This window comes from Streptomyces sp. 7N604 (assembly GCF_052245475.1).
GTDB lineage: Bacteria > Actinomycetota > Actinomycetes > Streptomycetales > Streptomycetaceae > Streptomyces.
The window spans coordinates 31,996-43,722 of sequence record NZ_JBQQBX010000016.1 but is presented as its reverse complement, the minus strand read 5'-3'; the positions used below and the strand labels follow the sequence as shown (position 1 = coordinate 43,722).

Below are 11,727 nucleotides of genomic sequence, written 5' to 3'. Positions count from 1 at the left end.
TTTCCGGGTCGCGGAACGGCCTGACCAGCGGCTGTGGCGCTGTGAGTATGCCCGATCGGCGGCCCTCCGTCACAGGCGACCCGGAACTCGTGATCCCGGACGGATTCCGGTGGCGGCCGCTCCAGGATTGGTCCGAACCATTGACGCAGTGGTCTAGTCCTTCTACGGTTTCCGGTCAACGGTCAGCGCGTGCATGCCAACCCAGCATGCAGGTCCGGCCCGTCCTCACCCCACACCGAGGAGATCCCCCCATGCTCAGACCGCACCGTCGTCCCCCCACCCGTACGCGAGCGCTCATCGCGGCGCTCGCCGCCGCGTGTGCCGCGGTGCTCGCCGCGACGCTGCTGGCGGGCGCCGCCACCGCCGGCGAAACGAAGGCCCCCAAGAAGGCGGCCGCGGGCAACAAGGTGATCGGCTACTTCACCGAGTGGGGCGTCTACGACCGCAACTACCACGTCAAGAACGTCGAGACCTCGGGCTCCGCCGACAAGCTCACGCACATCAACTACGCCTTCGGCAACGTCCAGGGCGGCAAGTGCACGGTCGGCGAGTCCTTCCCCGCGTACGAGAAGTCGTACACCGCGGACCAGAGCATCGACGGCGTCGCCGACACCTGGGACCAGCCGGTGCGCGGCAACTTCAACCAGCTGCGCAAGCTGAAGAAACTGCACCCGAACCTCAAGGTGCTGTGGTCCTTCGGCGGCTGGACCTGGTCCAAGGGCTTCACGGAGGCCGCGCAGAACCCCACCGCCTTCGCCGAGTCCTGCTACCAGCTGGTCGAGGACCCGCGCTGGGCCGATGTCTTCGACGGCATCGACATCGACTGGGAGTATCCCAACGCCTGCGGCCTCAGCTGCGACACCAGCGGCAAGGACGCGTTCAAGAACCTGATGCAGGCCCTTCGGGCGAAGTTCGGCAACGACAACCTGGTCACCGCGGCGATCACCGCCGACGCCTCGTCCGGCGGCAAGATCGACGCGGCCGACTACGCGGGCGCGGCACAGTACGTCGACTGGTACAACCCGATGACGTACGACTTCTTCGGCGCCTGGGCGGCCCAGGGCCCGACCGCCCCGCACTCGCCGCTCACCTCGTACGACGGCATCCCGCAGGAGGGCTTCAACTCGGACGCCGCGATCAAGAAGCTCAAGGGGCTCGGCATCCCGTCGGAGAAGCTGCTGCTGGGCATCGGCTTCTACGGCCGCGGCTGGACCGGCGTGACGCAGAAGGAGCCCGGCGGCACCGCGAGCGGCCCCGCGCCCGGCAAGTACGAGCAGGGCATCGACGACTACAAGGAGCTCAAGACCAAGTGCCCGGCCAACGGTACGGTCGCGGGCACGGCGTACGCGCACTGCGGCAACCAGTGGTGGAGCTACGACACCCCGGAGACCATCGCCGGGAAGGTCGCCTACAAGAACGAGCAGAACCTCGGCGGCACGTTCTTCTGGGAGCTCAGCGGCGACACGAGCAACGGTGAGCTGATCAAGGCGCTCAGCTGACCGCTCCGAAAGCTCCGGCGGCTCCGAAAGCTCGGACCGCTCGGACGGCTCGGACGGCTCCGACCGCTCCGACCGCTCGATGAGGAATCCGCCCGGCCCGCACTCGGGGGCCGGGCGGATGCGATTCCGGCCCTGAGGATCGTGACGTCGTCGTCCGAGGGAGCAGACTGGTGGCGGACGGTATGCGCCACTCCGGCGCACGCCGTACGCCCGCATCCGCTCCGAACCGAGGAGTCACCCGCTCATGACCGTGCCTCCGGAACCCGCCGCCGTCCTCGACACCGCCTTCTTCCGGCGCTGGCTGGACGGTGCCACGCAGGTGATCACGCAGGAAGCCGACCACCTCACCCAGCTCGACTCCGCCATCGGGGACGCGGACCACGGCGTCAATCTGCGGCGCGGCTTCACCTCGGCCTCCGCCGCCGTGGCCGCCGCGCCGTCGGCCTCACCGGGCGCACTGCTCAAGGCCTTCGGGACCCATCTCACCCGGACTGTCGGCGGCGCCTCTGGGCCGCTGTACGGCACGGTTCTGCGGCGGGCGGGGCGGGCGCTCGGCGACGCGGAGACCGCGAACCCCGAAGCGCTCGGCGAGGCCCTGGCCGAGGCGGTCGCCGGGGTGCGGCGGCTCGGTGACTCCGGTCCCGGGGACAAGACCATGGTCGACGCACTGGCCCCGGCCGCCGAGGCGTACGCCGCCGAGCTGCGCGGCGGCGCGCAGGTGCGGGACGCCCTGGCGGCGGCTGCGCGAGCCGCGCGCGAGGGCGCGGAGGCGACGATCCCGATGCAGGCCCGCCGGGGCCGGGCCAGCTATCTCGGCGAGCGCAGCATCGGCCACAAGGACCCCGGGGCCGCGTCGTCGGCGCTGCTGATCACGGCGCTGTACGACGCGCTGGCCGGGGCGGAGCCGGAGCCGGCCGCGACTCCCGCTCGCACCCCGGCGGCGGAGGGGAAAGCGCCGGACAATCCCCGGGCGGGCGGGGGCCAGGCGCCGGACGCGGAGGCGCCGGATGCGGAGGCACGCGGGGCGGAGTCGGGTACGGGGGCGCCGGAGGCCGCTGGGCCGGTGACCGAGGAGGGCCCGGCCGAGGAGGCGGGGAACGGCGGGGATGAGGGGCCGCGCGTCGGAGTGGTCCTGGTCTCGCACAGCCGCGAAGTGGCCGACTCCACCGCCGAGATGGCCAAGGCCCTGGTCGGGACGGGCAATCCGTCCCCGATCGCCACGGCGGGCGGTGTCGAGGACGGCGGCATCGGCACCAGTGCCACGCTCGTCCGCGATGCGGTCAAGCGGGTGGACGGGGGCCGCGGCGTCGTGGTGCTCTGCGACATGGGCAGTGCCGTGCTGACGGTGAAGGCGCTGCTGGCGGAGACGGGGGAAGGGGCGCTGCCGGAGAACGTGCGGATCGCGGACGCGCCGTTCGTAGAAGGCGCGGTGGCGGCATTGGTGACCGCCTCGACCGGGGCGGACGCCGACACGGTCATCTCCTCCACCGACGACGCCCGCGGCTACCGCAAGCTCTGACCCGCCACACCCGGCAGGGCCGAACTCCCGCAGCCGCCCTCTTTCAACCGGCTGCCCCCACCGCGGCTTGGCGCCCAGGCCGCCGCCCCTGGCCAGGGCCGTGCGTCCGGGTCAACCGCGTCAGCGGTTGACCCGCAGACTGCGCAGCCGGTTGAGGGCAGCGGCGATCTCGTGGCGCCGCGGCACGGCGCAGTCGTCGTCGTAGACGGCCAGCAACTCCACTGCGCCGCCCGCCAGTTCACGGTCCAGCAGGTCCAGCGCCTCGGCGAGCGTCCGCTTGCCGTCGAGGTGCCCCCGCCGCACCAGCAGCTCCATCGCGAAACCGATCCCCGTCACGTACCCCCGGTCGGGGATCTGCTCCACGGCCCGTACGTCCACCTGCTCCTCCCCGAAGGCCAGCGCGTCGGTGCCGCGCGCCCGCACCCGGGAGCGGCCGCGGACCAGGGAATCGACGGAGGCGGGGGCGGGGCGGCGGTGGGTGACGGCCGGGAAGGCGTCCGCCTCGGCCTTGCGGCCGGTCGGTACACGGGCCAGCTCGCGCGCCCGCGCGGTGACGTCGGACGGCAGGTATGCGTCCATCATCAGGACGTGATCGGCGACGTCCATGTAGTCGCCGGAGCCGCCCATCACGAGGACCGTGGAGACGTCGTGGTCGCGGTGCAGGGAGCGGGCCAGGTCGACGAACGGGGTCAGCGGCTCGCGGTCCTTGGCCACCAGCGCCTGCATCCGCGCGTCACGGATCATCAGATTCGTGGCGGCGGTGTCCTCGTCGATCAGCAGGGTGCGGGCCCCCGCCTCGACCGCCTCCACCAGGGAGGCGGCCTGCGAGGTGGAACCCGAGGCGTTGTCGGTGGAGAAGTCCGCCGTGTCGGCCCCGCTGGGCAGGTGGCTGACGAAGGCGTGCACATCGACCCGCTCGATGCGGCGGCCGTCCTCGGCGCGGATCTTGACCGTGTCGGTGCGGGAGACCGTCAACTCCCGCCCGTCGTCCGGCACATGGTCCCAGACGCCCGCCTCCAGCGCCCGCAGCAGCGTGGACTTGCCGTGGAAGCCGCCACCGACGATCAGCGTCACGCCCTCGGGCACGCCCATGCCCGTAACCCGCCCCGCGTTGGGCAGGTCCACGGCCACCCGGAAGGCGTCCGGGGACGCGAACGGCACGACGCCGGGCCCGGTCAGCGGCCGCTCGTCCACGCCGCTGCGGCGCGGCAGCACCGCGCCGTCCGCGACGAACGCGACCAGGCCGAGCGGGTCGAGCGCCCGCCGCAGTGCATCGGCGTCCTCGACGGCGTCGACGAAGCGCCGCACCTCGACCGCGTCCAGCGACGCGTAGTGCAGGGCGCGCTCGACGAGCCGCGGCAGTAGCCGGCACAGGACGTCCTCCGCGGCGCGGCCGTCGATCCGCCGTCCCCGCCCGGGCAGTTCGACACCCATACGGACCGTCACCGCGCCCCGCTCCTCGCCGTCGCGGCCGTCGCCGATCCGGCAGGAGGCACGGTCGAGCACCTCCTGGCGGCCGCAGTCCACATGCAGCGGGGTGCGGGCCGCCGCGTCCGCGGCCTGCCGTGCGAGATATCCGGCGAGGGCGCGGCGGCGTACCGGACAGTTCCGCAACTCCCCCGGGAACCCGGCCCGTTCCGCGGGTACGTGTACGGCGACGCGGGCGGGCGGCGCGAAGGGATCGGCCTGGCCCCGCACCACTTCGAGGGTGAAGCCCGGCATCCGCCAGGTGCCGGTGAGGGACTTGTACCGGCCGTAGGAGGCACCGTCCAGGCGACGCAGTTCCTCCGCCAGTCCCGTACGCATGGGCCTCCCCGTTCCGTCGTCCTCGCCGTCCCCGGCGAGCTTACCGAGCGCGTTCCCCGCTGGTCGCGGTCCGGATCCTCAGTTCTCCGACCGGTCCTGGACGTTGAACTCGCACCACACGCTCTTGCCGCTGCCCCGCGCCTCCACGCCCCAGACGTCGGCCATCCGGTCCACCAGCAGCAGGCCGCGCCCCGACACCCCGGTCTCGCCCGGCTCCCTCCGGCGCGGCCACGTACTGGACCCGTCCTGCACCTCCACCCGCAGCCGCCGCTCGGCCCCACCGGGCATGCGCACGGTCACCACGGCACCGCCATCGGTGTGCAGCAGAGCGTTGGTGATGAGCTCGTCGGCGACCAGTTCCACCTCGTCCGCGCGGCCGCCCGCGCCCCAGTTCCGTACCGCCTCGCTGATCATGTGCCGGGCCAGGGCCAGGGCCTCCGGGTCGGCGGGGGCGACATGCTGGTGGACCCTGCGGCCGATCTCGGGGATGGGCTCGCCTTCCCGGCGCAGCAGCAGCATCGCCATGTCGTCGCCGCCGGTCCGCTCCCCCATCGCCGCGCCGATGTGGTCGGCGAGCTCCTCGACCTCGTGCGGGCCGCGGGTCACCGCGTCGGTCAGCACCCGCATCCCGTCGTCCAGGTCCTTCCCCGGGTGCTCGACGAGCCCGTCGGTGAACAGGATCAGCGTCTCCCCCGGGTCGAGGGCCGCCCGGGTCACCGGATAGTCCGTCTGCCCGAACATCGCCGAGAGCCCCAGCGGCAGTCCTCCGGCGGCCGGGAGCGGCCGGCAGGGGCCCTCGGGGTGCCGCACCAGCGGGTCGATGTGCCCGGCCCTGACCAGCTGCACCGTCCCGTCGGCGGGGTCCACCTCGGCGTACGAGCAGGTGGCGAAGCGGTCGGTGTCCAGCTCGTGCAGGAACACGGAGGCGCGGGCCATGACGGTGGCCGGCGAGTGGCCCTCGGAGGCGTACGCGCGCAGGGCGATCCGCAGCTGGCCCATGACGGCGGCCGCATGTGTGTCGTGGCCCTGCACGTCACCGATGACGGCGCCCACCCGGCCGCCCGGCACGGGGATCACGTCGTACCAGTCGCCGCCCACATCCCGGCCGAACCGGGCGGAGCGGTAGCGGACGGCGATGCGGGCGCCGGGAAAGGTGGGAACGGTGCGCGGCAGCATCGCCGTCTGCAGGCCCTCGGCGATGTCGTGCTCCTGGTCGAAGAGCATGGCGCGCTGCAGGCTCTGGGCGATGCTGCTGCTGAGGGCGACCAGGAGGTTGCGCTCCTCCGGGGTGAAGTTCCGCTTGCCCCGGTAGAGCAGACCGAGCGCGCCGAGCGGCCGGGCCTGCGCGATCAGCGGCAGGTAGGCGGCGGCGGAGACGTCCAGCGGCTCGATGTGCGGCCACAGCCGCGGGTAGCGGCGGGCGAACTCGCCGGGCGAGGTGATCAGGCGGGGGGTGAGGGTGCGCACCACCTCGCTCATGGGGTAGTCCTCGTCGACCCGCGTGTACTCGAGCTCGGGCACGTAACTCCCCGCCTGCCCCTCGGCCACGACATGGATCCGTCCGCCCTCCAGCAGCCCCATCAACAGGCTGACGGCGCCCAGCCGGCCAAGACCCTGGCTGTCGCTCAGCACGTCGATGACGTCCTGGACGGTGATGGCGTGGGCCAGGGCCGCGGTGGTCTCGTCGATCACGCTGGTCTGGCGCTTGCGCTCCTCGCTCAGCGCGGTGCGCTCGGTCACGTGGACGAGCTCCTGGGTGGCGTCCCGGATGATGCCGATGATGCGGTGCGGGCGGCCCTCGCCGTCCCGCTGGATGTGGCCCTGGGTGTGGGTCCAGCGCAGGGATCCGTCGCGGCGGCGGATGCGGAAGTACGCGCCGTACGTCGTACTGCCGTCCTTGAGCGCCTGCGAGACCTGGGCGTCGAGCCGCCTGGCCTCGCCGATGGGCACGCGGACGGCGAGGGTCACCGGGTCGCCGTCGTACTCGTCCGGGCTCAGCTCGAAGACCTCGAGAGCCGGATCGTCCATGTGCAGCCGACCGCCGTCGAGGTCCCAGTCGAAGCTGCCCATGCGGTTGAGGGCGAGGTTGGCCTCGGCGCGCATGGGCCAGTCGTCGGGCAGCGGGGCGGCGGCCGGGGGCGTTCCCCGATCAACCATGTCGCCCTCCCGGTGCGGAGGACCGCGCTGGGCGGTGTGCCGACGGTTCGTGCTGTCCCACTCAGCGCAACTCTGTCACTGTTCAGCCCATTTTTCGAAACGTGCGAGCGGCGGCACAGCACGCCGCAGGGGCCGGCAACCCGTGGGCTGCCGGCCCCTTCGCCCGCACTGCCGGTGGCAGCTGAAGGGCCGCCGGTTCCGCACTCCCGGCTACTTGGTGATCTTCTTGCCGTCCGGCGAGACGACGAACCAGGCGTCGCCCACACCCTGGCCATTGGTGTCCCCGGGCTTCTCGTCGCCGGTGTACGTGTACAGGAGCCAGCAGTCGATCGAGAGCTGCTCCGTGCCGTCGGGCCGGGTGAAGGTGGTGAGCAGCTTGGGATCGATGCCCTCGACGTCGGCCTTGTCGACCGGCTTGGCGGGCTTCCAGGTGTCCAGGCACTTGCCGGTGCAGTTGGTCTTCATCGGCCAGGCCGAGTCCTTGTCGAACCGGTAGAGGGTACGGCCCTCGCCGTCGCGGATGATCTCGCCGAGCTTCGGGTCGGTGAAGGTCGACAGCGCCGGCAGCTTCTGGTCCGCCGCGCCGCCGCCCTCACCGGCGCCCTCGCCGGCGCCGCCCTCACCACCGGCGCCCTCGCCCGCGCCGCCTTCGCCCGCGCCCTCGCCCGCACCGGCGCCGCCGTCATCGGCGCCGTCGCCCGAGGCCTTCTTGCCGTCGGGGGCCGAGGCGAACCAGGTGCCGCCCACGCCCTCGCCCTTGACCTGCCACGGCTTCTTGTCCTTGATGTACCGGTACATCGGCCAGCCGGCGACCGTCAGCTGCTGGGTGCCGTCGGCGCGGGTGACCTCGCCCAGCAGCGAGGGGTCGATGCCGGCGGCGGACGAGACGTCGGAGGCGGGGACCGGCGGCCAGGTGGTGGCGCAGTCGCCGTCGCAGTTGGACTTCGGGGGCTCGGGTGTGTCCTTGTCGAAGCGGTAGAGCGTGAAGCCCTCACTGTCGGTCAGGACCGAGCCGAGCTTCTTGTCGTCCGCGATCTGGAGTTGGCCCGCTGTCTTGGCCTCTTCCTTCTGGCCCTGGGGATTCGCGCCACCGTAACCCCCCTTGTCCTGGCCCCCGTACGCGGCGTCGGCCTGTCCGGCGGGCTGCGCCGCGGCCGTCTGCCCTTGGTTGGTCTCCGAGCCGCAACCCGCCGTCAGCATGATCGCCACCGCGGTCACCGCGATCGAGGCGCTCTGCCACTTCCTCATTTGGTCCAACTCCTGCAGTCGCTTCCCGTCCGGCGCGGGTGCGCGCCTCTTGACGGCGCTATGTACGGACGGTGCAGGCACCGCGTTTCAAAGGCAGAGCGAGAAATTTTCCCGTATCGGTACGCACCGTAACCGCGGCGAGGTCACGGCGGCGGCAGGGGTGCGCGGGGCCCCACACGTCGGGGCCCCGGGCTGACGGTTGGTCAGGGACTCATGAACGGCCGCCGGTCGGTGCCGCCTTGGGCTCTCGGGTGCTCCTCCGGCTCGCGCCCTCACGGCCTGTGCTCTCACGGCCTGTGCTCTCGCAGCCGGCCGCTCTCACGGCCGGCGGCCGAGGAAGGCGACCAACTGGTCCTGAACGGGTGCGGAGTCCGGCACCTTCACGGCGGGGCCGAAGATGCCCGCGCCCCGCCAGCTGTCGGCCTGGGGTTCGATGTACTCCCATACCGCCTGGGCGAGATCCTCGTCCAGCGTGTCATCGTCCCCGATGCCGCGGGCCAGATCCCAGGCGTGTACGGCGAGGTCGGAGGTCATCTGCCAGCCGTACTCTCTCGCGGGGGTGAGACCGCCGCTGGTGTGCACCTCGATGTCGAGCGCACCCGGCCGGTGGAAGGCCGACTTCGACTCCGCGACCGCCTGGTCCCACGCCTTGACGGGCTCGTCTCCGAGCACGTCGCCGTCGAACCGGTCGCCGACCTCCGCGATCGTCGCGCCGCGCAGCAGCCACGGCGCCCAGAGGTGCTCGCCGACGAGGTGGTTCACCAGGTCGCGCACCGACCACTCGGTGCACGGCGTACCGACCGTCCACTGGCCGGGCCCCACCTTGTGCACCCGGCGGCCGAACTCCTCGAGCCCGGCGTCGAACGCGTCGAGCAAATCCATGCGATCAGCCCCCTCCCCCGGGCGACGGAGCCGGTGCGGGCTGCGGGTCGGGCCCGGGTACGGGCTCGGGCGTGGTCGGCCCAGGCGGCACCGGAGGGATCGGATCGGGCTCCGGAATGGGCACGGGACCGGGTCCGGGGCCAGGGCCGGGTCCGGGACCTGGTCCGGGACCGGGCGGAGGCGTGGGCGTGGGTGGTACGGGGTCGGGGCGGGGAGTGGTCATCACAGCCTCCTGGGCATGTCGGAAGGGCGTACGACTCCCGCCGTACGCCCTGCCGTGTACCCCGCGACCGCGGCTTCAGACCCGGATCCCAGCCCCGGAACCCCCACCCGCAGCGAAAGGATCTCCACCGGTGGGCGGACGCGGCGGCTCCGCGTACTCCGGTTGTGGTACGCCCCGAGCCACCCTGGGAGACGACGACATCGGCCCCCGGCTCCGGGATCGTTGGGCCATGACGTTCCACGCCCCCTCGTGCCGGCGAGCCTGGCGATGAGCCCTCTCACGCTGTCGGTGCTGCTGTCCCTGGTGTCGGCGGTCTGCTACGCCGCGGCCGCCATCGTCCAGGAGCGGGTCGCCGCCACCGCGCCCCCGCGGCAGCTCGCACTGCTCCGGCGCGGTGCCTGGTGGTTCGCGGTCGCCCTGAACGGGGCCGGGGCGCTCCTGCACGTGCTGGCCCTGGGAGCGGGACCGCTGACGGTTGTCCAGCCGCTGGGCGTGCTGACCATCGTGTTCGTGCTGCCCATGGCCGCGCTGTGCGTGCGGCGCCGGGTGACGGCGGCCGCGTGGCGCGGCGCCCTCATGGCCGCGGCCGGACTCGCCGGAATCCTGCTGCTCACCGGCTCGGCACGGTCCCGTCCGCTGTCCGGCGCCGACCAGCTCGCGGTGGCGGTGACCACGGCGGGCGCGATCGGCGCCCTGGTCCTGGCGAGCTGGTGGCTGCGGCGGCCCGCGGCGCGCAGCGTGGCGCTGGCCACGGCAGCCGGGGTGTCCTACGGCGTCTCCTCGGTATTCGTGAAGACGGTGGCCGAGGAGTGGCCGGACGGGTGGCCCTCCTCGGTCGCGGACAGTCTGCCGGGGCTCGGCATGGTCGCGCTGCTCGCGGTGACGGGGCTCGCCGCGTCACAGGCCTCCTACCGCGGGGCCGGACTGACCGCGCCCCTGGCCACCGTGACAGTCGTCAACCCCGTGGTCGCCGCCGCCGTCGGCATCGTGCTGCTGGACGAGGGCATTCGCTTCGGCACGCCGGGGGGCCTGGCGACGCTGGCCGCCGGCGCGCTCACTGCCTGGGGTCTGGTGACGCTGACGGCCGAGAGCGCCGCGCGCGAGGGGACCGGTCCGTGCGGCCGGCCCCGGCCGCCCGCGGACGACGGCGACGAGCCGATGCTCCGTATCCCCCGCCCGGTCGGCCCTTCCGGCCCCTCCGGCCCCTCCGGCGCGATGCCGTTCCCGGGGCCGCAGACCCCCGTCATCCCCGGTCAGGCGCCGTGCCCGCCGGAGGGCGGGCCGCCTCTGCTCACCGCGCGCTGACACCCCATATCCCGCACCCTCACCACACACCACAACGGTCACAGTTGCGTGCGGCTTTGCGCGAAGGGCGGCCCGGAGCGGGCAGAAAACGGGCCTCCCCGCCCCCCGCCCCGGGCAGCGGCCGACCCCTTCGCAACCGCTTCCCCCGGTCCTGTGCAGCACCGATGTCGATCTGGAAACGGGCACAAACGGTCACGATCGTTGCTTCGACGAACCTGGTCACCAGCGATCCGGGCTTGTTAAATCAGCACACGAGCCCGAACGGGCACAGCTCAAGGCCCGGCAGTGAAGGAGTGCACCGTGGACGCCGAGGAACGCCGCAGGGGCATGCTCGAGCTGGCCCGACGCACGGGGTCCGTCGATGTCGCCAAGCTCGCCGCGGATTTCGGCATCTCCAAGGAGACCGTCCGCCGGGACCTCAGCGTCCTGGAGGAGCACGGCCTCGTACGACGTACGCACGGCGGCGCGTACCCCGTGGAGAGCGCCGGCTTCGAGACCACCCTGGCCTTCCGCACCACCATGCACGTCCCGGAGAAGTCCCGGATCGCCTCAGCCGCCGCGGAGTTGCTCGGCGGTGCGGAGACGGTCTTCGTCGACGAGGGCTTCACCCCGCAGCTCATCGCCGAGGCGCTGCCCCGGGACCGTCCGCTGACCGTGGTCACGGCCTCCCTCGCGGTGGCGAGCGGCCTCGCGACCAGCGAGAAGATCACCGTGCTGCTGCTGGGCGGCCGGGTCCGCGGCGGCACGATGGCCACCGTCGACCACTGGGCCGTCCAGATGCTCTCCGGCTTCGTCATCGACCTGGCGTACGTGGGAGCCAACGGCATATCCCGCACCTACGGCCTGACCACGCCGGACCCGGTCGTCAGCGAGGTGAAGGCGGCGGCGATGCGAGGGGCCCGGCGCCGGATATTCGTGGGGGTGCACACCAAGTTCGGGGCCGTCAGCTTCTGCCGGTTCGCCGAAGTGGCCGATGTCGAGGCGATCGTCACCGACACCGGCCTGCCATCGTCCGAGGCCCATCGCTACTCGCTCCTGGGCCCCCAGGTCATACGGGTGTGAGCCGCACCCCTGCCTGACCACAGCAA

At 72.7% G+C, this 11,727-nt stretch carries 8 protein-coding genes and 1 pseudogene; 5 read left to right on the top strand and 4 right to left on the bottom strand.

Translation table 11 applies throughout. From position 1 onward, the window contains the following. Positions 1-251 precede the first annotated feature (251 nt). The 3 genes and pseudogenes from ACTWP8_RS18725 to dhaM all read left to right on the top strand — a co-directional run bounded on the left by ACTWP8_RS18725 (position 252) and on the right by dhaM (position 3,018). Positions 252-1,499 (top strand): glycoside hydrolase family 18 protein, encoded by a 1,248-nt coding sequence (locus ACTWP8_RS18725; RefSeq protein ID WP_443323280.1) that lies wholly within the window; start codon positions 252-254, stop codon positions 1,497-1,499. Positions 1,500-1,743: 244 nt separating this feature from the next. Continuing rightward, positions 1,744-2,388: pseudogene (dhaL, locus tag ACTWP8_RS18720) on the top strand (dihydroxyacetone kinase subunit DhaL); the annotation flags it as partial. Positions 2,389-2,562: 174 nt separating this feature from the next. Next, a complete protein-coding gene (dhaM, locus tag ACTWP8_RS18715) occupies positions 2,563-3,018 on the top strand; it encodes a dihydroxyacetone kinase phosphoryl donor subunit DhaM (protein ID WP_443323412.1) in 456 nt (151 codons plus the stop codon). A gap of 120 nt (positions 3,019-3,138) precedes the next feature. On the opposite strand, the gene ACTWP8_RS18710 is transcribed toward dhaM, so the two are convergent. The 4 genes from ACTWP8_RS18710 to ACTWP8_RS18695 all read right to left on the bottom strand — a co-directional run bounded on the left by ACTWP8_RS18710 (position 3,139) and on the right by ACTWP8_RS18695 (position 9,111). Continuing rightward, a complete protein-coding gene (locus tag ACTWP8_RS18710; RefSeq protein ID WP_443323279.1) occupies positions 3,139-4,824 on the bottom strand; it encodes an ABC-ATPase domain-containing protein in 1,686 nt (561 codons plus the stop codon). A gap of 78 nt (positions 4,825-4,902) precedes the next feature. After that, the gene (locus ACTWP8_RS18705) at positions 4,903-6,981 is read right to left on the bottom strand and encodes a SpoIIE family protein phosphatase (protein WP_443323278.1); all 2,079 of its coding nucleotides are present in this window, start codon (positions 6,979-6,981) and stop codon (positions 4,903-4,905) included. Positions 6,982-7,191: 210 nt separating this feature from the next. After that, complete coding sequence (locus tag ACTWP8_RS18700; protein ID WP_443323277.1) at positions 7,192-8,229, bottom strand: SCO0930 family lipoprotein; 1,038 nt, start codon at positions 8,227-8,229, stop codon at positions 7,192-7,194. Positions 8,230-8,547: 318 nt separating this feature from the next. After that, on the bottom strand, positions 8,548-9,111 hold the full coding sequence (locus ACTWP8_RS18695; protein WP_443323276.1) for a TIGR03086 family metal-binding protein: 564 nt from the start codon (positions 9,109-9,111) through the stop codon (positions 8,548-8,550). A gap of 490 nt (positions 9,112-9,601) precedes the next feature. Between ACTWP8_RS18695 and ACTWP8_RS18690 the strand changes: the two genes are divergently transcribed. Together ACTWP8_RS18690 and ACTWP8_RS18685 are read left to right on the top strand one after the other, a co-directional pair. Beyond that, on the top strand, positions 9,602-10,639 hold the full coding sequence (locus ACTWP8_RS18690; RefSeq protein ID WP_443323275.1) for a DMT family transporter: 1,038 nt from the start codon (positions 9,602-9,604) through the stop codon (positions 10,637-10,639). Between the two features lie 300 nt (positions 10,640-10,939). Continuing rightward, entirely contained in the window at positions 10,940-11,701 is a 762-nt protein-coding gene (locus ACTWP8_RS18685; protein ID WP_443313822.1) for a DeoR/GlpR family DNA-binding transcription regulator, read from the top strand. The last annotated feature ends 26 nt before the right edge of the window (positions 11,702-11,727 follow it).

Bases quoted from the DNA above. Each gene is read 5' to 3' on its own strand.
- ACTWP8_RS18725 (WP_443323280.1), top strand. From the start codon at position 252: ATGCTCAGACCGCACCGTCGTCCCCCCACCCGTACGCGAGCGCTCATC.
- ACTWP8_RS18710 (WP_443323279.1), bottom strand. From the start codon at position 4,824: ATGCGTACGGGACTGGCGGAGGAACTGCGTCGCCTGGACGGTGCCTCC.
- ACTWP8_RS18705 (WP_443323278.1), bottom strand. From the start codon at position 6,981: ATGGTTGATCGGGGAACGCCCCCGGCCGCCGCCCCGCTGCCCGACGAC.
- ACTWP8_RS18700 (WP_443323277.1), bottom strand. From the start codon at position 8,229: ATGAGGAAGTGGCAGAGCGCCTCGATCGCGGTGACCGCGGTGGCGATC.
- ACTWP8_RS18695 (WP_443323276.1), bottom strand. From the start codon at position 9,111: ATGGATTTGCTCGACGCGTTCGACGCCGGGCTCGAGGAGTTCGGCCGC.
- ACTWP8_RS18690 (WP_443323275.1), top strand. From the start codon at position 9,602: ATGAGCCCTCTCACGCTGTCGGTGCTGCTGTCCCTGGTGTCGGCGGTC.